Origin of the sequence: Streptococcus mitis bv. 2 str. SK95, assembly GCF_000222705.1 — a bacterium.
Classification (GTDB): domain Bacteria; phylum Bacillota; class Bacilli; order Lactobacillales; family Streptococcaceae; genus Streptococcus; species Streptococcus mitis_AY.
The window spans coordinates 1-20,031 of record NZ_AFUB01000027.1; the positions used below are offsets into that span (position 1 = coordinate 1).

Consider the following 20,031-nt stretch of genomic DNA (forward strand, 5'->3'; position numbering starts at 1 on the left):
AATGCGAATGGAATGAGGCAGGATATTCATCACAAACGTTATCAAAAAGGATTGTTAACTGATGATGAAGCTGGTTTCAGTGCCTACTACTTAACGGATACGCCAACTTTGACTCATGATACCAAGAAAACCTATATGGCTATCCGCGGAAGTGATGCCATCAGTAAAGAAAATTGGAACGACTGGGTTGACAACGATGCGAAGTTCGCTCTCAACCACATCCATACACCGCAAGCTAAGTTAGCGACGGCAGGTATGAAAGCTAAAATCGCAGAGATGCGCGAAAAAGCTCCGCAAGCTACGATGGACATCACAGGTCATTCCCTAGGAACCATTGTCTCTGCGCAAGGGGTAGCTGGCCTCACTGATGAAGAACTGGAGAAAATCGGAAAAGTAGTTCTTTTTGACGGTCCAGACACGACAAAGAGCTTAAAGAAAATGGGCCTCAGTGATGAGAAAATCCAAAAGATTAGCGAAAAGATAGAGTATTATGTCAATCCTTTTGATATCGTGGGTATGCTCAATCGTGAGCATACCATCACTAAATTACCTGGGGACTCCGATGAACCCCTCAAGAAACCCGTCGGTAAAGTCAATGTCCTGGTCCCCTTGCATTATACCCAGATTACTGATCCGGAAAGCTCCCATGACTTTGGTGTTTTCCAATCGGATGGAAAGGGAAATTTATTGACTGCGTCTGAGGATTTTCACCCGGAATTGCTCAGGGCAGGTGAAAAGTTGGCTCGATTAATTGCGACATCTTTGGATTCTCTCAGGGCTTTAGGAGTCGATGAAAATGTAGCCTCAAATGTTTTAAATTCCATTATGAGAGGTGAGTTTAAAATAAAGGCAGCTATTGGTTATTCAGTTTACGAGAATTTTACAACTGAATATAGTAAAATCGTCGAAGAAGCTCGTCAGGAATCTATAAAGTGGGATCGAGAAGCTATTCCTCGTTATCAGGAACAACTGAGAAGTGGCAATCTTTCAGGAAATCAAAGAATCTTGGTTCGAGCTCAGTTGCTTCAGACAGCAGCCCAGTTGGCAAATTTTGACATGGAAGATAAAGTAAAATCTGTGAAAACCTTACTTTCAGATGCTAAGGAAGATATTCAAAACATGATAAAAGAAACAAGACAGACAGCCTTTGACATGGTTGGATATTTGTCAAGTTCAGAAGTTACAAATCTACTTTCTGGTTTTGATACAACAAGCTTTTGGGATGAAGGCGTAGAAAGTGACACGAAGACCGCAGCAACATCCTTCCTGACACAAATTGAGCAATTAGGGGAAAGCCTGGTTAAAGCTAGTGGCTCCTTTGAGACCATAGATACAGATAGTGCTGAAGATTTTAATAATCTATTGGCGGATGTAAAACAAACATGGAGGGGTAAAAATGGTAGTGCTAACTGATGAGGATACCTTAATTACAAGAGAGCAACTCGACAGAGGCTTCAAGGAAAGAATGAAGGAACAAGAACGCCAAGCAGTCAGGGCCTTGGTAACTGCAAAAGAGATGTCAATTCTTGCTAAAGGAGCTGAGTTAGCTAAAAAGTTGCAGGAAGCAGCCACAGATATGCAAGACTACGCTTCTAAGACCTATGTGAACAATATTAAGGGTGGATTTGAGGGGAAAGCTGCAGATGCTGCCGAAACTTACTTGACACAGACCTTGCAAACACCTACTTTACAGAGTCCGATCAAAAGCTAGGAGAAAATGGGTCATGGATAAAAAGGAACTTCAGAAATTAGAGGATGAACACAATCGTAAATTGCGATACTTAGAGCGTTTGGAGATGGATTTGGATGATGATTTCCACAAGTTTAGCAGGGAGACGGATCATCTCCTAGAGGCGCTTTCCTATGCATGTAGAGACAGTAGTTTTGCTGAAATTCAACCATATATCTTTGAGATAGAGAACAATTTAGACAGCTATCATCAACTGTATAAGAATCGTATAGAGAATGTACTGGAAGCTCGACACCAAGAGAATAAAAACTTTTATCGAAAGTTAGAAGAAAAGGATCTATAACAAATATACCCTATAAGAGATATTTAGGTTAATTATAACGCTTTTTTATTATATTTTTAAAAAATGTAATTATACAACAAAAGTAGATAATTTAACTCTTCTTACTAGTTTTTAGATGTAAGCAGAACATTTTTTTAAAATATTTTTAAAAAAATGAATATTAAACTTGTAATATTACATCTATTACCACTTTTTTAGATAGTGGAAGGCAAAGAAAAAAGTGTTTGATATTTGTCAAACACTTTTTCTATTTACTGTTCTTCTGTTACAAACTGGCTGAGCAGTCCATTGATAAAACGGGCAGATTTTTGATCTGAGAAGTCCTTTGCAAGCTCGATAGCTTCGTTAACAGCAACCAACTGTGGAGTGTTAAATGAAGTGATTTCAAAGACTCCCAAGCGAAGGAGGTTTCTCTCCACGAGCGTTAAACGTTCAATGGTCCAACCTGCTTTTAGATGTTGTGTGATTTGCTTGTCTAGTTCTTCCTTTTTAGTTTGAACACCAGAAACGAGCTCTGTCAAAAAGGCTGGGAGTTGCACATCCGTATCTTCACGATCGTGTGTGTAGGCGAAACGACAAGCAGTTTCGACGTCTGTATCAAACTCAAGACTCATAAGAGCTTGAAAGGCACACTTACGGAGCTCACGTCTAGATTCTAATAGTGGACTAGTCATTGAGGAAGTCCTCATCAAACAAGTCTTTCAAGTCTGGTTTTGGTGTTTTATCTGGAACAATACCTGCAACGTGGATATTGATAGCAGCGAGTTCTACATCAGCCATATTGTGGACTGCATCTTTGACAGCTTTTTGGATAGCAACAGCTACCTTAGGAACTTTTACTCCGTACTCAAGGTAGAGGTAGATATCAGCTGTGAGTTCTTCGTCCACGTTTTTAAGATAAACGCCGCGGCCGAGTGAAAGTTTTGAAAGGGTATCAGATACTGATTTGTTTGAAAAAGAGTGTACGCCCTCTACCTTTGCAGTAGCAACAGCAATGATTTTTTCAAGTACACGTGGAGCGATAACGATTTCGCCAAGTTGTTCTTCAATTCCCATAGAATGACCTCTTTCTAGAGATTAGGCACGAGAAACGTAAGTTCCTTCTGCAGTGTTGATAACGAGTTTTTGTCCTGCTTCGATGAAGTCCGGAACGTTGACGACAAGTCCAGTTTCCATCGTTGCTGGTTTACCAGAACCTGTAACAGTAGCACCTTTGATAGATGGTTGAGTTTCTGCAACTGTCAATTCAACAGTAGTTGGTACAGTTACACCGATTACTTCAGTTCCGTAGAATTGGATTTTCACATCAGAGTTTTCAAGGATGTAAAGCAATTCGTTTTCGACGTTGACTACAGGGATCTCGTATTGGTCGTAAGTTTCTGTATTCATGAAGTAAGCTGTGTCATCCATTTTGTACAAGTATTGAGCTGGAACAGTTTCGATAATAGCTTGTTCAAATTTTTCCTCTGGACGGTAGCTTGTGTCAAATGTAGAACCAGTACGGACATCACGCAATTTCATACGCATGATCGTGTTTCCTTTACCTGGTTTGTGGTGGCTAGCTTCCAAAACGCGGATCAATTTTCCGTCAGCTGTTTCAAAGGTCATACCAGCTTTTAATTTACTTGCTTCAATCATGTTTTTACCTCTTTAATAAATATTATTACTCTTCATTTTACCATAAAATACTCTGAAAATAAAGCCAAAATAGTTATTGGGAGTTGGTAGAGAAGAAAAAACCAACCTTAGGGCTGGTTTTGTTCTGTCTAGTTTTCTTTCAACTTCGCCAATTCTTGTGCAAGCAGTTTAAGGGCAACTTGTGGGTTGGCTTGACCTTTGGTAGCTTTCATAAGGAATCCTGTGAAGGCCTTGTCTGCGTTGCGTTTTCCTGACTTGAAGTCGGCAACAGCGGCTTCGTTATCCGCAAAGACTTGGTGGATGATTGGAATCAAGATAGCTGGATCTGAGATTTGCACCAAGCCTGCTTTTTCCACGTATTCACGCGCACTACCACCATTTTTAGCCAGGTGGACAAAGACTTTCTTGGCAATCTTAGACGAGATAGTGCCATCTTCGATGATGGCAATCATTTCAACCAAGTTTTCTGGTGTCAATTCGATTTGTTCGAGTGTTTTTCCTTCAGCGTTCAAGAATTGAGCGACTTCACCTTGGAGCCAGTTTGAGACTTGCTTAGCATCGCCACCAAGGGCAACAGCTTTCTCAAAGAAGTCAGAAGTGACTTTGTTAGCAGTCAGCTGGCTAGCATCGTAGTCTGACAAGCCAAGGTCAGCAACGTAGCGAGCACGGCGTTCTTTTGGAAACTCTGGCAATTCTGTTCGCATTTCCTCAATCCACTCGTCTGAGATTTCAAAGAGGGGTAGGTCTGGTTCTGGGAAGTAGCGGTAGTCTGCAGCACCTTCCTTGACACGCATGAGGATGGTTGCTTTATTGGCTTCATCGTAACGGCGTGTTTCTTGGCGGATTTGACCACCTGAGCGAAGGATTTCTGCCTGGCGTTGTACTTCGTATTCAAGCCCTTTGCGGACATTTGAGAAGGAGTTGAGGTTCTTCAACTCAGTCTTGGTACCGAATTTCTCTTGACCATAAGGACGAAGAGAGATGTTGGCATCCACGCGCATAGAACCTTCTTCCATCTTAACGTCGGAAATGCCAGCGTACTGGATGACTTCCTTGAGGGCTGTCAGATAAGCGTAGGCTTCTTCAGGAGAACGCATGTCAGCTTCAGATACAATCTCAATCAAGGGAACTCCCTGGCGGTTGAGGTCTACATAAGAGTAGCCATCTGTACCGTGGGTGTTTTTACCAGCGTCTTCTTCTAGGTGGGCGCGTTCGATACCGATTTTCTTAGTCGTACCGTCTTCGAGCTCCACTTCAATCCAACCATTATAACCGATAGGTTCATCAAACTGAGAAATTTGGTAGGCTTTTGGATTATCAGGATAGAAGTAGTTTTTGCGGTCAAAGTGCATCTTTTTGTGGATGTCCATGTTGAGGGCAAGAGCAGCCTTGATACCGGCATCGACAACCCCTTTATTGAGAACTGGAAGTACTCCTGGGAAAGACCAGTCAATCACGTTGGTGTTGGCGTTTTGGTCATTTCCGAAGTGGGCAGAAGTTGGTGAGAAGATTTTTGAATTGGTGTTGAGCTCTACGTGGACTTCAAGTCCAATGACTGTTTCAAAGTTCATTAGTTATCACCTCCAAAAATCACGGGTTGTTGTTTGTGGTAGTCTGTTGTTGCTTCAAAAGCAGCAGCAGCTTGGTAAATGGTCTCTTCTGAGTATTTAGGACCGATCAATTGGAGTCCGACAGGGAGACCTTGAGCAAATCCAGCAGGAATAGAAATTCCTGGGAGACCTGCCAAGTTGACTGGGATGGTCAAGAGGTCAGCCAAGTACATGGCAACTGGGTCATGGTTGAGTGAGTCCAAGTCATAAGCAACACTTGGAGCAGTTGGTCCCAAAATCAAGTCGTAATCCGCAAAGACTTTTTCGAAATCTTGGATGATGAGGGTACGGACTTGTCCAGCCTTCTTGTAGTAGGCGTCGTAGTAACCTGACGAAAGACTGAAAGTACCCAGCATGATACGGCGTTTCACTTCTTCACCGAAACCTTGGCTACGGCTGTTTACATAGATTTCATCAAGATTAGTCGCATCCTCTGCGCGGTAGCCATAACGGATACCGTCAAAACGTTGCAAGTTTGAGGATGCCTCTGATGAAGCGATAATGTAGTAAACGGCAACACCGTATTTAGAGTGAGGAAGGCTCACTTCTTCGATGATAGCACCGAGTTTTTCAAAGTGTTTGGCGGCTTTGAGGATGGTTTCCTTAACTTCTGGGTCAATCCCTTCGCCAAGATATTCCTTAGGCAAAGCGATTTTTATGCCCTTGATGTCTTGGCCAATTTTTGAAGTAAAGTCAGCAATGCGGACAGGGGCAGAAGTCGAGTCTTTAGCATCTTCGCTGGCAATAGCGTTGAGCAAGAGGGCATTTTCCTTAACAGTTGGTGCAAAAGGTCCAATCTGGTCTAATGAGCTACCGAAGGCAATGAGACCAAAACGTGAAACGGTTCCGTAGGTTGGTTTGAGACCAACAATCCCGTTGAAGGCAGCAGGTTGGCGGATAGAACCACCAGTATCAGAACCAAGTGATAAGCGGACTTGTCCTGAAGCTACAGAAGCCGCAGAACCACTTGATGAACCACCAGGTACCTTGCTGTGGTTCCAAGCATTTTTAGTGGAACCGTAGTGAGAAGTTTCACCGGATCCACCCATGGCAAACTCGTCCATGTTGGTTTTTCCGACAACGATCATACCTTTGGCTTTGGCATTGGCAACGGCTGTCGCATCAAAGATAGGCTCGTAGTTGTAGAGCATTTTTGAGGCTGCAGTTGTCAGGATACCGTCTGTAGAGATATTATCCTTAACAGCCATTGGAATTCCTGAAAGGACATTGTCCGCGTCAATTCCAGCTTCATCAATGGCTTTAGCTTGAGCGAGGGCCTGCTCTTCAGCGATGGTAACAAAAGCATTGATAGTTGTCTCGCGAGACTTGATATCCTCAAGCGTTGCTTGGGTCAATTCAGTTGCTGAAATCTCCTTAGAGACAAGGAGATTGTGCAAGTCTTCAATAGTTTTGTTATTAAAAGTCATTAGGCATCTCCTCCATCGTCTAGGATAGCTGGTACCTTAATATAGTAGTTTTCTTTTTCAGGTACGTTTTTAAACAAGCGATCACGGTCAGTTCCTTCTTCGGCCACATCAGGGCGGAGTACGGTTTTACGGTCAGCCATCGTTGTAGTAGGTGCGACACCAGTAGTGTCGACTTCGCCCAGCAACTCAACCATATCGACAATTTTAGACAGCGTTGTTGCAAAGGCAGCAGTTTCTTCTTCAGAGAATCTTAATTTTGAAAGATTGGCAACGTGTGTTACCTCTTCTTGCGTAATTTTCATCTTGCATCCTTTCGTGAAATGATGATTTTTAGTCTGTTCTATTTTACCATATTTTCCTATAAATAAGCTAAGGCAAACTGAAAAGAAATAGAAATTGAAAAATCGCTTTTAATTCGCTATAATAGTTAAACTAAAAGAAAAATTGAGTGAGACTAGAGATTAATGTAGGAAGAATTCCCCGAAAGATGAGTTAGGATAGAAAATATGCTACATAATTTTTTTACAAGATTCCAAACCGTACCACCTCCCATTTCGCTCTTTTGGTATGGGGTTATGATTCTTACTTTGGTGCTTTGTATTTATGGAGCACTTGCTTATCACAAAAATCCAAAATTTGTCTACTTGTTTAAGGGGATTCAGATTCTCCAGTTACTAGCTCTTTATAGTTGGTATGTTGGTTTTGGGATTCCGTTTTCTAATAGCCTTCCTTTTTATCATTGTCGTTTGGCTATGTTTGCAGTGGTTTTCTTGCCAGATAAATGGCGGAGCAAGCAATACTTTGCCCTTTTAGGAGCAAGTGGAGCGGTCTTTGCCCTGGTTTACCCCGTTTTTGACCCCTATGACTTCCCCCATATCACTAGTTTTTCATTTTTGATTGGGCACTATGCCCTTTTGGTGAATTCCTTGGTCTACTTGATGAATCACTATGACAAGAGCCTGCTCAAGAAATATATGATTGTAGCCTATACCTTTATCCTCAACCTCTTTCTAGTTGGGGTTAATCAGCTGACGGGTGGAAATTATGGCCTTTTAAGAGATACACCGTTTATCTCTCATGCACCTCTATGGATAAAGTACCTCCTTGTGTCGGTTATTCTTTCTCTAGCTTTGCTTCTCTTTGATATCTTGTTCAAGAAACGGTGGAAAAAGAGAAATCAGGTGAAATCTGTGCTCTAGCTTACCTTTTTCATCGGATGAGCAATTGAAAAACTCCCCAAAATCCGATATAATGAAGAGTTGAAAGGAATGGTAAAATCCAATGTAAAAATCATTCTTAGCTACTGAAACAACTAAAAATAGAAAATCAAAGAAAGAGAACTTATGACTATTCAAGAAGAAATTAAGAAACGCCGTACCTTTGCCATTATCTCCCATCCGGACGCGGGGAAAACAACCATTACTGAGCAGTTGCTCTACTTTGGGGGCGAGATTCGTGAGGCTGGTACTGTAAAAGGAAAGAAAACAGGGACTTTTGCCAAGTCTGACTGGATGGATATCGAGAAACAACGTGGGATTTCGGTAACTTCATCTGTTATGCAGTTTGACTACGACGGCAAACGCGTCAACATCCTCGACACACCAGGGCACGAGGACTTTTCAGAAGACACCTATCGGACCTTGATGGCGGTGGATGCTGCGGTCATGGTCGTGGACTCTGCCAAGGGTATCGAGGCCCAAACCAAGAAATTGTTTGAGGTTGTCAAACATCGTGGTATTCCAGTCTTTACCTTTATGAACAAGCTGGACCGTGATGGCCGTGAGCCACTGGACCTCTTGCAAGAATTGGAAGAAGTCTTGGGTATTGCGAGTTATCCGATGAACTGGCCAATCGGGATGGGGAAAGCTTTTGAGGGCTTGTATGACCTCTATAACCAACGTTTAGAACTTTATAAAGGGGATGAGCGTTTTGCCAGTCTGGAAGAAGGAGACAAGCTCTTTGGAAGCAATCCTTTCTACGCTCAGGTTAAGGATGACATCGAACTTTTGCAAGAAGCAGGAAATGAATTTTCAGAAGAAGCTATTCTTGCAGGAGAACTGACTCCGGTCTTCTTCGGTTCAGCCCTGACTAACTTTGGGGTGCAGACCTTCCTTGAGACCTTCCTTAAGTTTGCTCCAGAACCACATGGACACAAGAAGACAGACGGTGAAATTGTCGATCCTTATGACAAGGATTTCTCAGGATTCGTTTTTAAAATCCAAGCCAACATGGACCCTCGTCACCGTGACCGTATCGCCTTTGTCCGTATCGTATCGGGGGAATTTGAGCGCGGTATGAGTGTTAATCTGCCTCGTACTGGGAAGACTGCCAAGCTTTCTAATGTTACCCAGTTTATGGCGGAAAGTCGTGAGAATGTGACCAATGCTGTTGCAGGAGACATCATCGGGGTTTACGATACCGGTACTTATCAGGTTGGAGACACTTTGACGGTTGGAAAAAACAAGTTTGAATTTGAACCACTGCCAACCTTTACACCTGAAATTTTCATGAAAGTTTCTGCTAAGAACGTCATGAAGCAAAAATCCTTCCATAAGGGGATTGAGCAATTGGTACAAGAAGGAGCCATTCAGCTTTATAAGAATTACCAAACAGGCGAGTATATGCTAGGCGCTGTTGGTCAACTCCAGTTTGAAGTCTTTAAGCACCGCATGGAAGGCGAGTACAATGCAGAAGTGGTCATGAGCCCAATGGGTAAAAAGACCGTTCGTTGGATCAAGCCTGAGGACTTGGATGAACGGATGTCATCAAGCCGAAATATCTTGGCCAAAGACCGCTTTGACCAACCAGTCTTCCTCTTTGAAAATGACTTTGCCCTCCGCTGGTTTGCGGATAAATATCCAGACGTTGAGTTGGAAGAGAAGATGTGATTCAGTAAGTCCTATTAGACTTACCTAACTGCCTCACTAACTGGGTTTTACAAATGAAATCGATTTGTAAAACTCAGTGTCGTAATCTAACAATCGGTGACCGCTATGGTGGCTTACCTAAATGCTTTACTAGGAAAAGTCCGCGAATAATATCGATTCGTGGATTTTTTCATATAGTAAAGGTAATTGAAGTCAAAGGTAAATTAAAAACCTCAGAGAAATCATGTTACATGAATTCTTATGAGGTTTTTCTAGTTTCCATATTTCTGATAAAAATCGACCTTGACTTGGATAAAGGTTTCGGCTTCGCGTAGTAGCTGCAGGAGGGTAGCACGGGTTTCAAACTCCTCACGTGTTTTAGGGAGACTCCGATTGCGGAAGACTTGCAGATAGCGTTCGATGTCATCAAGTAGATCGTGAGCAGGATTGGTCTGGCTTAGCTGGGTAGCAATCTTAGAAAAGAGCTGGGCCAAGATCAAACTTTCACTTGCGGCTAGGTGACAAGTATTGATCTGCTGGGCCATATTTCGCAGGATACGACTTTGCCGTTGCCTCATCTCAAAGTAGTGGATATGGTAGTCCGTCTGGTGAAAGAGGTGGTCTGAGTGATCCAAATAGACCAGCTTGAGGGCCTCATCAAGGAACTTGTCTAATTGGTCAACGAGTTGGGCTTGATTGCGTCCGTCTCCCCTCGACAGATAGTACTTAAAGCGAAGGAGGATGCCTTTTAACTTTTCTTCGACTTGAAGGTGGTAGCTTTGGATGGCTTTATCACGAGAGGGCATATAAAGGTTGACCAATAGAGCAAAGCTTGTCCCGATGAGAAAGAGGAGTACTTCATTGAGCAAGAGCTCTGGAGAGGTAGACTCTTGTACCAAAAGATGACTGACCAAGACACTGCTAGGGGTGATGCCAATTTCCCAACCCATTTTATAGGCTAGGGGCACGTAGAGAGCCAGATAGAGCCCGAGGCTCCAGATGTGAAATCCTGTTAGTTGAAAGGCTAGAACACCGATAGCCAGTGCTAGGAGCATGGAAAAGAGGCGGTTACGTGCCAATTTCAGTGTGCTTCTGCGCGTGTCAGATAGGCTTAAGAGGGAGATAATTCCAGCTGAAACCGCTGATGATAAATCTAAAAAATAAGCTAGAAAACAAGCGAGGCAGGTCGCTAAGATCAGTTTTGTCGTACGTTGGGTGATAGACATGAGAATTTCCTATAATACTAGAATAAGAGTATAAAAGACAAGGCTTGGAAGACTTGTCTTAAAAAATCTATTTTTTACGTGCCGACGCGTACTCAGCTACTGCTGTAAAGAGGACGTCGGTAGAAGAGTTTAGGGCAGTTTCGCAGGAATCTTGGACGACACCGATGACAAAACCAACTCCGACTACCTGCATAGCAACGTCATTTGAAATCCCAAAGAGACTACAAGCGACGGGAATGAGGAGGAGTGATCCACCAGCGATTCCAGAAGCTCCGCAGGCAGAAATGGCAGCCACTACACTGAGCACAAAAGCTGTACCAAAGTCGACAGAGATTCCTAGCGTATTGACTGCAGCTAGAGTCAGAATGTTAATGGTTACAGCTGCACCGGCCATATTAATGGTCGAGCCAAGGGGGATAGAAACAGAGTAGGTATCTGGATTGAGTCCTAGATCTTGGCAGAGTTTCATGTTGACAGGGATATTAGCGGCAGAACTACGAGTAAAGAAAGCTGTAATTCCACTGACACGCAAACATTTAAAAACAAGGGGATAAGGATTTTTTCTCATAAAGAAAAAGGCAATGAGGGGATTGATGACAAGGGCCACAAAAGCCATAGTTGCAATCAAGAGTCCTAGCAAAATTCCGTAGTTAGCAAGGCTGGTAATTCCTTTATCAGAGATGGTCTTGAAGACCAAGCCCATAATTCCGAAAGGTGCCAAATTGATAATCCACTCCACAATCTTGGAAGTTACACCAGCCATGGTTTTGAGCAATTCCTTGCTGTTTTTGCTAGCTTCTCTCATAGCAAGTCCAAAGACAACAGCCCAGGATAGGATCCCGATATAATTAGCTTGGACAATGGCATTGAGGGGATTGTCCACGAGATTCAGTAGGAGGTTGCTGAGAACTTGACCGATGCCGTCTGGTGGGGCAATCTCTGTGCTCGCACTGCTGAGAGTAATCTGGACGGGGAAGAGAAAACTAGCCAGTACGGCAATCAAGGCAGCTGCAAAGGTACCGAGTAGATAGAGAAAAATAACGGTCTTCATATTGGTATCTTGCCCTTTTTGATGTTGTGAGAGGGCATTTGCGACGAGGGTAAAGACCAAGACAGGAGCGATGGCTTTCAGACCCCCAACGAATAGGTCACCGAGAATGCCGAGCCCCGACAGACTAGGAAAAAGTAGCCCTAGAGAGGCTCCAAGAAGCATGCCGATTAGGATACGTTTGATGAGGCTGGCCTTGTTCCAGGCTCGAATGATTTTTTTCATAATAGTCTCCTTCAAAATGTATTGTTTATGATTATAGTATAAATATGCCGTTGAGGCAAGTCTTTTTTTGAGTTTTGGGGAATATCGGAATATTTATGAAGAATTTGAACGGGATGATTTGTGGTATAATACTAAAAAGGAGTTTTGTATGCAAGAATTTTTTCAACGTTATCTTGATAAATTGGATGTAACAACTGTATTAGAGAATCTCTTGACCAAGGTGATTTCTCTTTTGATTTTGTTTCTGTTATTTTATATAGCTAAAAAGATGCTTCATGCGACTGTACGAAAGATTGTCAAACCCTCGCTTAAATTTTCAAATCGAGATGCAGGCAGACAAAAGACCATCTCTCGTTTGCTTGAGAATATCTTTAACTACACCCTTTATTTCTTTTTAATTTACTGTATCTTGTCTATTTTGGGCTTGCCAGTTTCCAGCCTCCTTGCTGGGGCAGGGATTGCTGGGGTGGCCATTGGGATGGGCGCACAAGGTTTTCTGTCCGACGTTATCAATGGTTTCTTTATCCTCTTTGAACGCCAGCTCGATGTGGGCGACGAAGTGGTCCTCACAAATGGCCCTATTACCGTATCTGGAAAGGTTGTCAGTGTAGGAATCCGTACGACCCAACTTCGCAGTGACGACCAAGCCCTTCACTTTGTTCCCAACCGAAATATCACTGTTGTCAGCAACTTCTCTCGTACAGAGTAGGTCTGCTATTTTGGCAGATTTGTGGTACAATAGAAAGAGTTTGGTAAAGGAGAGAGTATGTTATTTGTAGAGAAAAAACTAGGTCATGATTGTACCTGGATAGACCTTGATGTGGACAAGATTAAAAACATGGAAGATCTTTCTGACGTCTATGGATTGGACAAGGAAACCATCGAGTATGCTCTAGATAGAAATGAACGAGCCCACATGGATTATAATCGTGAAACGGGGACGGTAACCTTCATTTATAATGTTCTTGATTTAGAAAAAGACAAAGAATATTATGAAGCGATTCCGATGACCTTTATCGTTGAAAAACAACGGCTGATCACCATCAGCAATCACAAGAATACTTATGTGATTAAACGCATGGCGACCTATCTTGAAAGCCATGAAATTATTTCCATCTACAAATTTCTTTTTGCCAGTTTAGAGATTATTAGTAATGCTTATTATCCAGTTATTGAAGAGATGGATAAAAGTAAGGATGAAATCAGTGCACTTCTTCGTCAAAAAACAACTAAAAAAAATCTTTTTGCCCTCTCTGACTTGGAAACCGGTATGGTTTACTTGACAGCTGCTGCCAAACAAAACCGTCTCCTCTTGGAACATATCCAAGGGCATGCTCTTTATCGCAATCTTAATGAGGTAGAAAGAGAGCAGTTTGATGATGCTATGATTGAAGCGCATCAGTTGGTTTCGATGACAGACTTGATTTCTCAAGTTTTGCAACAACTCTCAGCCTCTTACAACAACATCCTGAATAATAATCTAAATGATAATTTGACAACTTTGACAATTATCTCAGTTTTGCTAGCTATCCTTGCAGTTATTACAGGATTTTTCGGAATGAATGTTCCCTTACCGTTTACAGATGAACCGAATGCTTGGATTTATATTTTGATAGCTAGTCTCATTTTATGGGCAGTCTTAGCCCAATGTTTAAAGAAAATTGCTAGAAATTAAAAAGAAAAGGAGCCAGAATGGCAATTGAAAATTATATGCCAGATTTTGCTGTGGGAGCAGTCTATGATCTGACAGTCCCAAGCCTGCAAGCGCAGGGGATCAAGGCTGTTTTGGTCGATTTGGACAATACCCTCATTGCTTGGAACAACCCTGATGGAACGCCAGAGATGAAGCAATGGCTACATGACCTTCGTGACGCAGGTATTCGTGTCATCTTGGTCTCAAATAACACCAAAAAACGGGTCCAACGCGCAGTTGAGAAATTTGGAATTGATTACGTTTATTGGGCCTTGAAGCCCTTCACATTTGGGATTGACCATGCCATGAAGGAATTCCACTACGAGAAAAATGAAGTGGTCATGGTCGGCGACCAACTCATGACGGATATTCGGGCCGCGCATCGTGCAGGCATTCGCTCAATCTTGGTCAAACCCTTGGTCCAACACGACTCTATTAAAACGCAGATTAACCGAGCTCGCGAGCGCCGTGTCATGCGCAAAATCACTGAAAAGTACGGACCGATTACATATAAAAAAGGAATTTAACTATGGAAGAAATTCTCTGTATTGGTTGTGGAGCAACCATTCAGACGACAGACAAGACTGGTCTTGGATTTACACCCCAGTCGGCACTTGAAAAAGGGTTGGAGACTGGTGAAGTTTATTGCCAACGCTGTTTCCGTCTCCGCCATTACAATGAAATCACGGATGTGCAGTTGACGGATGATGATTTCCTCAAACTCTTGCACGAGGTAGGAGACAGTGATGCCTTAGTGGTCAATGTCATAGATATTTTTGACTTTAATGGCTCTGTCATCCCAGGCTTACCGCGCTTTGTATCGGGCAATGATGTCCTCTTGGTCGGAAATAAGAAAGATATCCTGCCCAAATCAGTTAAACCGGGCAAGATTAGCCAGTGGCTCATGGAGCGTGCCCACGAAGAAGGACTTCGCCCTGTGGATGTCGTCCTGACTTCGGCTCAGAATAAGCATGCTATTAAGGAAGTCATTGACAAGATTGAACACTACCGTAAGGGCCGCGATGTCTACGTAGTTGGGGTAACCAACGTTGGAAAGTCAACTCTCATCAACGCTATTATCCAAGAAATCACAGGTGACCAGAATGTCATCACGACTTCGCGTTTTCCGGGGACAACCTTGGACAAGATTGAGATTCCGCTTGATGACGGATCTTATATCTACGATACGCCAGGGATTATCCACCGCCACCAGATGGCCCACTACTTGACGGCTAAAAACCTCAAGTATGTCAGCCCTAAAAAGGAAATCAAGCCCAAAACCTATCAACTTAACCCTGAACAAACCCTGTTTTTAGGTGGTCTTGGACGATTTGACTTCATTACAGGAGAAAAGCAAGGATTTACTGCTTTCTTTGACAATGAACTCAAACTCCACCGTACCAAGCTAGAAGGTGCTAGTGCTTTCTATGACAAGCACTTAGGAACCCTTTTGACGCCACCAAATAGCAAGGAAAAAGAGGACTTTCCAAAACTAGTCCAGCATGTATTTAATATCAAGGACAAAACCGACCTAGTCATCTCAGGACTAGGCTGGATCCGAGTAACAGGCACTGCAAAAGTAGCCGTCTGGGCACCAGAAGGTGTCGCCGTCGTCACACGAAAAGCAATTATTTAAACACAGAAAGGAAAGGGTTGTCTTTATTAAGGCGAGCGTTGCGAGCCCGTAGAGAATACTTTTCGCCGTGGTGTTAGTTGGTACAAGTGATTGTACCAACTGCGGAAAATTTGAGACCTTAGGCTCAAATTTTAGTCATGAAAGTTCGAAGGACCTTGCTGACGTCCGTTACCACTTTAGAAAAGTATAAAAAGAAACTCTTTTAAAGAAATCATGTCATTAACATCGAAACAGCGTGCCTTCCTCAACAGCCAGGCACACACCCTCAAACCCATCATTCAAATCGGGAAAAATGGTCTCAACGACCAAATCAAAACCAGCGTCCGTCAAGCTCTTGACGCTCGCGAATTGATTAAAGTCACGCTCTTGCAAAACACAGATGAAAACATCCATGAAGTAGCTGAAATTTTGGAAGAAGAAATCGGTGTGGATACTGTCCAAAAAATCGGACGCATCTTAATTTTGTTTAAACAATCCAGCAAGAAAGAAAATCGCAAGATTTCTAAAAAAGTCAAAGAAATCTAAACCCCTACTCCAAACAACTGTTTTTACAGAGAATTAAAGGAAGACGAGCCTATGGCAATCGAATTATTGACTCCCTTTACCAAGGTAGAGTTGGAGCCAGAAATCAAGGAGAAAAAACGCAAACAAGTTGGGCTTCTAGGAGGGAATTTTAACCCTGTTCACCATGCCCATCTGATCGTTGCGGACCAAGTACGACAACAGTTAGGACTGGACCAGGTTCTGCTTATGCCCGAATACCAACCTCCTCATGTAGATAAAAAGGAAACCATCCCCGAGCACCATCGTCTCAAGATGCTTGAGTTGGCGATTGAGGGGATTGAAGGCCTAGCCATTGAAACCATTGAGCTAGAGCGCAAGGGCATTTCCTACACCTACGACACCATGAAGATTTTGACAGAGCAACATCCAGATACGGATTATTACTTCATTATCGGAGCTGATATGGTGGACTATCTGCCTAAATGGTACCGAATTGATGAGCTGGTCGACATGGTTCAGTTTGTAGGGGTTCAGCGCCCACGCTACAAGGCAGGGACTTCCTATCCAGTTATCTGGGTGGATGTGCCTCTCATGGACATTTCCTCCAGTATGGTGCGTGACTTCATTGCCCAAGGTCGGAAACCCAACTTTCTCCTACCTCAGCCAGTGCTAGACTACATCGAGAAGGAGGGGCTCTACTGATGGCCTATCAAGACTATATCAACTGTTCACGTGAGGCTTTGTTGGAAAAAATGGCAGAGCTTCTACCTGAAAAACGCTTAACCCATTGCTTGGGTGTGGAGCGTGCAGCCATAGAACTGGCTCAGCGCTTTGATGTGGATAGTGAGAAAGCAGGCCTAGCAGGCCTTCTCCACGACTATGCTAAAAAGTTGTCAGATCAGGAATTTCTAGACTTGATTGACCGTTATCAGCTAGATCCTGACCTCAAAAACTGGGGTAATAATGTCTGGCATGGGATGGTTGGCATCTACAAGATTCAGGAAGATTTGGATTTGCGTGATCCGGAGATACTAAGAGCTATTGAAATCCATACAGTCGGTGCTGGTCAGATGACAGACCTAGATAAGGTTATCTATGTAGCAGACTATATCGAGCACAATCGTGCCTTTCCGGGAGTGGATGTGGCGCGTGAGATTGCAAGTTTATCGCTCAATAAGGCTGTGGCCTATGAGACAGCGCGAACTGTGAAACATTTGGCTCATCAGGGATTCCCCATCTATCCCCAAACCCTTGAAACCTATAACGCCTTTGTGCACTATTTGAAAGAGGACTAAATGAACGAAAAAGAATTACTAGAACTAGTCGTGAAAGCGGCTGATGAGAAACGTGCGGAGGATATCCTCGCACTTGACGTACAAGATTTGACTAGCGTGACGGACTACTTTGTCATCACTAGCTCGATGAATAGCCGTCAGTTGGACGCTATTGCTGACAATATCCGTGAAAAAGTAGCTCAAGCAGGCTTTAAAGGCAGTCATGTTGAAGGCGATGCAGCTGGAGGCTGGGTCTTGCTGGACCTCGGTGGTGTCGTCGTGCATATCTTCTCAGAAGAAATGCGTGCCCACTATAACCTAGAAAAACTATGGCATGAGGCGGATTCAGTAGACATTTCAGAAGCCTTGGCATAGGATATGAACTCAGTTGCAGTCAACTGGGTTTATTTGCTTATTTTAAAAGGAAAGTGATAGAAAGGTAAGAGTGTGGTGTTTGGTTGATGTTGAAACTGAACACGAGCTAAAAGCAGTGAGAAAAAGATAACCTTCCCTTGTATCTGACGCTACGTCGGTAAGATTCCTATTTTCTCTTTGCTTTTAACGCTCTTTGTATCTTAATTATGGCAACTTATGAAACCTTTGCAGCTGTTTACGATGCTGTGATGGACGATAGTTTATACGATAAATGGACGGATTTTTCGCTACGTCATTTGCCTAAGACCAAGGAGAGAAAGAAACTTTTGGAACTGGCTTGTGGAACAGGTATCCAGTCTGTCCGCTTTTCTCAGGCTGGTTTTGATGTGACAGGACTTGACTTGAGTGCGGATATGTTGAAGATTGCTGAGAAAAGAGCGGCTTCGTCCAAGCAAAAGATTGATTTTATTGAAGGCAACATGTTGAATTTGTCCAAGGCTGGTAAATATGATTTTGTCACGTGTTATTCGGACTCTATCTGCTACATGCAGGATGAGGTGGAAGTAGGGGATGTCTTTAAGGAAGTCTATAATGCCCTAAACGAAGATGGTGTATTCATCTTTGATGTGCATTCAATCTACCAGACTGATGAGGTTTTTCCAGGCTATTCTTACCATGAAAATGCAGAAGATTTTGCCATGCTCTGGGATACCTATGAGGACGCTGCACCTCACTCCATCGTACATGAGTTGACCTTCTTTATCAAGGAGGCTGATGGTTCCTTTAGTCGCCACGATGAAGTGCATGAGGAGCGAACTTATGAGGTTTTGACCTATGATATTTTGCTGGAACAGGCTGGATTCAAGTCCTTCAAACTCTATGCGGACTTTGAGGACAAGGAGCCAACAGCAACCACTACCCGTTGGTTTTTTGTCGCGCAGAAGTAGGAGAACATCATGACCATCACAGGTATTATCGCGGAGTTCAATCCCTTTCATAATGGGCATAAATACCTGCTTGAGCAGGCGAAGGGGCTGAAAATCGTTGCCATGTCTGGGAATTTCATGCAGCGTGGAGAGCCTGCTATCGTGGACAAGTGGACACGGGCTCAGATGGCGCTTGAAAATGGAGCGGATCTGGTAGTGGAATTGCCCTTTTTAGTCAGTGTTCAGGCGGCAGATTTCTTTGGCCAAGGAGCTGTGGATATCTTGGCTCGATTGGGGATTGATAGACTAGCTTTTGGGACAGAGGAAGTTCTGGATTACCAGAAAATTTCTGACTTATACACAGAGAAAGGTACCGAGATGGAGAATTTTGTGGAAAATCTGCCTGATGCTCTCTCTTATCCTCAGAAAACCCAAGCCATGTGGAAGGAGTTTGCTGGTCTTGATTTTTCAGGCAACACACCTAATCATGTCCTAGCTCTGGCCTATGCCAAGGCGGTTGCGGGACGAAACATCAAACTGCATCCAATTCAACGTCAGGGTGCGGGTTACCATTCTGTGGACAAGGAGGCGGACTTTGCCTCAGCGACAGCTCTCCGCCAGCACCAGAGGGACAAAGATTTCTTAGAACGCTTTATGCCTTCTGTTGCTCTCTTTGAGCAGGCCAGTAAGGTGAGCTGGGATGACTATTTTCCTTTGCTACGCTATCAAATCTTGTCAAATCCAGACCTAACCACCATCTATCAGGTCAATCAAGAAATGGCTGTGCGCATCAAGGATGCTATCAAAACAGCCCAGTCTTTGGAAGAATTGGTCGAGGCGGTTGCGACCAAACGTTACACCAAAGCGCGTGTCAGACGCCTCTTGACCTATATCCTGGTGCAGGCCAGAGAAAGCGACTTGCCAGAAGCCATCCATGTCCTTGGCTTTACGGAAAAAGGCAGACAACATCTCAAGTCTCTGAAAGAGCAGGTCCATCTAGTCAGCCGAATTGGCAAAGAACCTTGGGATGCTATGGCTCAAAAGGCAGACCAGATTTACCAACTAGGACAGCCAAGTATCGCAGAGCAGAATTTCGGCAGAGTGCCTATCAAAATCGAATCAAACTAAGTCTACTATCAAGTAGGCTTTTTTATTTTAGAAATTTTAGATAGCAAATTGAAGATAAAATTTTTTGGAGAATGACAGATTTCCTAAGTTAAGAAATCAGTGAAAAATTATTAGTATAATAACTAGATTCTTGTCCCTTGAATCCGCTTTATAACTCTTATTTTGTGGTATAATCATGATAATATAGATTAAAAGGGGTATATATGAAAAATATAAAGACGAGGATTCTTAATTTTCTTCTGAATTTCAAATTATTGAAATATTTATTGAAAAGACCATCATGGAGTAGTAATGTTAGAATTGTTGAATGGTACAAAATATTTATAGCCAGTATATGGGTACTTTATCTTGCGCTAGAGATTGAACAATTTAAACGCTTTGCTTTGCCTATCTATAAATTTATATCTAATAATAATTTTTT

At 43.0% G+C, this 20,031-nt stretch carries 23 protein-coding genes; 15 read left to right on the forward strand and 8 right to left on the reverse strand.

Annotation, left to right across the window (positions count from 1 at the left end; genetic code table 11):
* The 3 genes from HMPREF9965_RS06690 to HMPREF9965_RS06700 form a co-directional block, all read left to right on the forward strand.
* Nucleotides 1–1,413: cutinase family protein (locus tag HMPREF9965_RS06690; RefSeq protein ID WP_000292116.1), on the forward strand; the 1,413-nt coding region annotated here is incomplete at its 5' end.
* The gene (locus HMPREF9965_RS06695) at nt 1,397–1,711 is read left to right on the forward strand and encodes a hypothetical protein (protein WP_000261159.1); all 315 of its coding nucleotides are present in this window, start codon (nt 1,397–1,399) and stop codon (nt 1,709–1,711) included. The genes HMPREF9965_RS06690 and HMPREF9965_RS06695, both read left to right, overlap by 17 nt.
* Nucleotides 1,712–1,724: 13 nt before the next feature.
* On the forward strand, nt 1,725–2,033 hold the full coding sequence (locus tag HMPREF9965_RS06700; protein ID WP_000358234.1) for a hypothetical protein: 309 nt from the start codon (nt 1,725–1,727) through the stop codon (nt 2,031–2,033).
* 251 nt (nt 2,034–2,284) lie between these two features.
* Here the strand turns inward: HMPREF9965_RS06700 and nusB are convergent, their stop codons facing one another.
* The 6 genes from nusB to gatC all read right to left on the reverse strand — a co-directional run bounded on the left by nusB (nt 2,285) and on the right by gatC (nt 7,010).
* The gene (nusB, locus tag HMPREF9965_RS06705) at nt 2,285–2,707 is read right to left on the reverse strand and encodes a transcription antitermination factor NusB (RefSeq protein WP_000203632.1); all 423 of its coding nucleotides are present in this window, start codon (nt 2,705–2,707) and stop codon (nt 2,285–2,287) included.
* Nucleotides 2,700–3,089, reverse strand: coding sequence for an Asp23/Gls24 family envelope stress response protein (locus HMPREF9965_RS06710; protein WP_000510597.1), 390 nt, complete (start codon nt 3,087–3,089; stop codon nt 2,700–2,702). The genes nusB and HMPREF9965_RS06710 overlap by 8 nt, the downstream gene beginning before the upstream one ends.
* A 21-nt stretch (nt 3,090–3,110) precedes the next feature.
* Nucleotides 3,111–3,671, reverse strand: coding sequence for an elongation factor P (gene efp / locus HMPREF9965_RS06715; RefSeq protein WP_000568640.1), 561 nt, complete (start codon nt 3,669–3,671; stop codon nt 3,111–3,113).
* A 128-nt stretch (nt 3,672–3,799) separates the two neighbouring features.
* Nucleotides 3,800–5,242, reverse strand: a complete 1,443-nt coding sequence (gatB, locus tag HMPREF9965_RS06720; RefSeq protein ID WP_001008643.1) for an Asp-tRNA(Asn)/Glu-tRNA(Gln) amidotransferase subunit GatB — start codon at nt 5,240–5,242, stop codon at nt 3,800–3,802.
* A complete protein-coding gene (gene gatA, locus HMPREF9965_RS06725; RefSeq protein WP_000143720.1) occupies nt 5,242–6,708 on the reverse strand; it encodes an Asp-tRNA(Asn)/Glu-tRNA(Gln) amidotransferase subunit GatA in 1,467 nt (488 codons plus the stop codon). Before gatA ends, gatB begins: the two co-directional genes overlap by 1 nt.
* A complete protein-coding gene (gatC, locus tag HMPREF9965_RS06730) occupies nt 6,708–7,010 on the reverse strand; it encodes an Asp-tRNA(Asn)/Glu-tRNA(Gln) amidotransferase subunit GatC (RefSeq protein WP_000705420.1) in 303 nt (100 codons plus the stop codon). Before gatC ends, gatA begins: the two co-directional genes overlap by 1 nt.
* A 204-nt stretch (nt 7,011–7,214) precedes the next feature.
* Between gatC and HMPREF9965_RS06735 the strand changes: the two genes are divergently transcribed.
* Nucleotides 7,215–7,907 (forward strand): TIGR02206 family membrane protein, encoded by a 693-nt coding sequence (locus HMPREF9965_RS06735; RefSeq protein WP_000903028.1) that lies wholly within the window; start codon nt 7,215–7,217, stop codon nt 7,905–7,907.
* A 144-nt stretch (nt 7,908–8,051) separates the two neighbouring features.
* Nucleotides 8,052–9,596 (forward strand): peptide chain release factor 3, encoded by a 1,545-nt coding sequence (locus HMPREF9965_RS06740; protein WP_000155105.1) that lies wholly within the window; start codon nt 8,052–8,054, stop codon nt 9,594–9,596.
* Nucleotides 9,597–9,847: 251 nt separating this feature from the next.
* Here the strand turns inward: HMPREF9965_RS06740 and HMPREF9965_RS06745 are convergent, their stop codons facing one another.
* Nucleotides 9,848–10,801: an aromatic acid exporter family protein gene (locus HMPREF9965_RS06745; protein ID WP_000029018.1), complete on the reverse strand. Its 954-nt coding sequence runs from the start codon at nt 10,799–10,801 to the stop codon at nt 9,848–9,850.
* Between the two features lie 67 nt (nt 10,802–10,868).
* Nucleotides 10,869–12,074 (reverse strand): serine/threonine transporter SstT, encoded by a 1,206-nt coding sequence (sstT, locus tag HMPREF9965_RS06750; protein ID WP_000720780.1) that lies wholly within the window; start codon nt 12,072–12,074, stop codon nt 10,869–10,871.
* A gap of 148 nt (nt 12,075–12,222) precedes the next feature.
* Here sstT and HMPREF9965_RS06755 point away from each other — a divergent pair, with 148 nt between their 5' ends.
* The 10 genes from HMPREF9965_RS06755 (at nt 12,223) to HMPREF9965_RS06800 (ending at nt 19,610) form a co-directional block, all read left to right on the forward strand.
* The gene (locus HMPREF9965_RS06755; protein ID WP_001154838.1) at nt 12,223–12,783 is read left to right on the forward strand and encodes a mechanosensitive ion channel family protein; all 561 of its coding nucleotides are present in this window, start codon (nt 12,223–12,225) and stop codon (nt 12,781–12,783) included.
* Between the two features lie 57 nt (nt 12,784–12,840).
* On the forward strand, nt 12,841–13,749 hold the full coding sequence (locus HMPREF9965_RS06760; protein WP_000899717.1) for a magnesium transporter CorA family protein: 909 nt from the start codon (nt 12,841–12,843) through the stop codon (nt 13,747–13,749).
* Between the two features lie 17 nt (nt 13,750–13,766).
* Nucleotides 13,767–14,294 (forward strand): YqeG family HAD IIIA-type phosphatase, encoded by a 528-nt coding sequence (locus HMPREF9965_RS06765; RefSeq protein WP_000963752.1) that lies wholly within the window; start codon nt 13,767–13,769, stop codon nt 14,292–14,294.
* A gap of 2 nt (nt 14,295–14,296) precedes the next feature.
* Nucleotides 14,297–15,403 (forward strand): ribosome biogenesis GTPase YqeH, encoded by a 1,107-nt coding sequence (gene yqeH, locus HMPREF9965_RS06770; RefSeq protein ID WP_000391230.1) that lies wholly within the window; start codon nt 14,297–14,299, stop codon nt 15,401–15,403.
* 213 nt (nt 15,404–15,616) lie between these two features.
* The gene (yhbY, locus tag HMPREF9965_RS06775) at nt 15,617–15,928 is read left to right on the forward strand and encodes a ribosome assembly RNA-binding protein YhbY (protein ID WP_000060169.1); all 312 of its coding nucleotides are present in this window, start codon (nt 15,617–15,619) and stop codon (nt 15,926–15,928) included.
* A gap of 51 nt (nt 15,929–15,979) precedes the next feature.
* Nucleotides 15,980–16,609, forward strand: a complete 630-nt coding sequence (locus HMPREF9965_RS06780) for a nicotinate-nucleotide adenylyltransferase (RefSeq protein WP_000963720.1) — start codon at nt 15,980–15,982, stop codon at nt 16,607–16,609.
* Complete coding sequence (yqeK, locus tag HMPREF9965_RS06785; protein WP_000331222.1) at nt 16,609–17,202, forward strand: bis(5'-nucleosyl)-tetraphosphatase (symmetrical) YqeK; 594 nt, start codon at nt 16,609–16,611, stop codon at nt 17,200–17,202. The genes HMPREF9965_RS06780 and yqeK overlap by 1 nt, the downstream gene beginning before the upstream one ends.
* Nucleotides 17,203–17,556 carry a ribosome silencing factor gene (gene rsfS, locus HMPREF9965_RS06790; protein ID WP_001003018.1) on the forward strand — a complete coding sequence of 118 codons (354 nt, stop codon included), beginning with the start codon at nt 17,203–17,205 and terminating at the stop codon, nt 17,554–17,556.
* A gap of 206 nt (nt 17,557–17,762) precedes the next feature.
* Complete coding sequence (locus HMPREF9965_RS06795; protein ID WP_000257058.1) at nt 17,763–18,503, forward strand: class I SAM-dependent DNA methyltransferase; 741 nt, start codon at nt 17,763–17,765, stop codon at nt 18,501–18,503.
* 9 nt (nt 18,504–18,512) lie between these two features.
* Nucleotides 18,513–19,610, forward strand: a complete 1,098-nt coding sequence (locus tag HMPREF9965_RS06800; RefSeq protein WP_000156386.1) for a nucleotidyltransferase — start codon at nt 18,513–18,515, stop codon at nt 19,608–19,610.
* Nucleotides 19,611–20,031: the final 421 nt, after the last annotated feature.

Coding starts and splice junctions, on each gene's coding strand:
- HMPREF9965_RS06780 (WP_000963720.1), top strand. CDS start 15,980: ATGGCAATCGAATTATTGACTCCCTTTACCAAGGTAGAGTTGGAGCCA.
- HMPREF9965_RS06700 (WP_000358234.1), top strand. CDS start 1,725: ATGGATAAAAAGGAACTTCAGAAATTAGAGGATGAACACAATCGTAAA.
- rsfS (WP_001003018.1), top strand. CDS start 17,203: ATGAACGAAAAAGAATTACTAGAACTAGTCGTGAAAGCGGCTGATGAG.
- yhbY (WP_000060169.1), top strand. CDS start 15,617: ATGTCATTAACATCGAAACAGCGTGCCTTCCTCAACAGCCAGGCACAC.
- HMPREF9965_RS06800 (WP_000156386.1), top strand. CDS start 18,513: ATGACCATCACAGGTATTATCGCGGAGTTCAATCCCTTTCATAATGGG.
- HMPREF9965_RS06735 (WP_000903028.1), top strand. CDS start 7,215: ATGCTACATAATTTTTTTACAAGATTCCAAACCGTACCACCTCCCATT.
- yqeK (WP_000331222.1), top strand. CDS start 16,609: ATGGCCTATCAAGACTATATCAACTGTTCACGTGAGGCTTTGTTGGAA.
- sstT (WP_000720780.1), bottom strand. CDS start 12,074: ATGAAAAAAATCATTCGAGCCTGGAACAAGGCCAGCCTCATCAAACGT.
- yqeH (WP_000391230.1), top strand. CDS start 14,297: ATGGAAGAAATTCTCTGTATTGGTTGTGGAGCAACCATTCAGACGACA.
- HMPREF9965_RS06695 (WP_000261159.1), top strand. CDS start 1,397: ATGGTAGTGCTAACTGATGAGGATACCTTAATTACAAGAGAGCAACTC.
- HMPREF9965_RS06710 (WP_000510597.1), bottom strand. CDS start 3,089: ATGGGAATTGAAGAACAACTTGGCGAAATCGTTATCGCTCCACGTGTA.
- efp (WP_000568640.1), bottom strand. CDS start 3,671: ATGATTGAAGCAAGTAAATTAAAAGCTGGTATGACCTTTGAAACAGCT.
- HMPREF9965_RS06740 (WP_000155105.1), top strand. CDS start 8,052: ATGACTATTCAAGAAGAAATTAAGAAACGCCGTACCTTTGCCATTATC.
- HMPREF9965_RS06755 (WP_001154838.1), top strand. CDS start 12,223: ATGCAAGAATTTTTTCAACGTTATCTTGATAAATTGGATGTAACAACT.
- HMPREF9965_RS06765 (WP_000963752.1), top strand. CDS start 13,767: ATGGCAATTGAAAATTATATGCCAGATTTTGCTGTGGGAGCAGTCTAT.
- nusB (WP_000203632.1), bottom strand. CDS start 2,707: ATGACTAGTCCACTATTAGAATCTAGACGTGAGCTCCGTAAGTGTGCC.
- HMPREF9965_RS06745 (WP_000029018.1), bottom strand. CDS start 10,801: ATGTCTATCACCCAACGTACGACAAAACTGATCTTAGCGACCTGCCTC.
- HMPREF9965_RS06795 (WP_000257058.1), top strand. CDS start 17,763: ATGGCAACTTATGAAACCTTTGCAGCTGTTTACGATGCTGTGATGGAC.
- HMPREF9965_RS06760 (WP_000899717.1), top strand. CDS start 12,841: ATGTTATTTGTAGAGAAAAAACTAGGTCATGATTGTACCTGGATAGAC.
- gatA (WP_000143720.1), bottom strand. CDS start 6,708: ATGACTTTTAATAACAAAACTATTGAAGACTTGCACAATCTCCTTGTC.
- gatB (WP_001008643.1), bottom strand. CDS start 5,242: ATGAACTTTGAAACAGTCATTGGACTTGAAGTCCACGTAGAGCTCAAC.
- gatC (WP_000705420.1), bottom strand. CDS start 7,010: ATGAAAATTACGCAAGAAGAGGTAACACACGTTGCCAATCTTTCAAAA.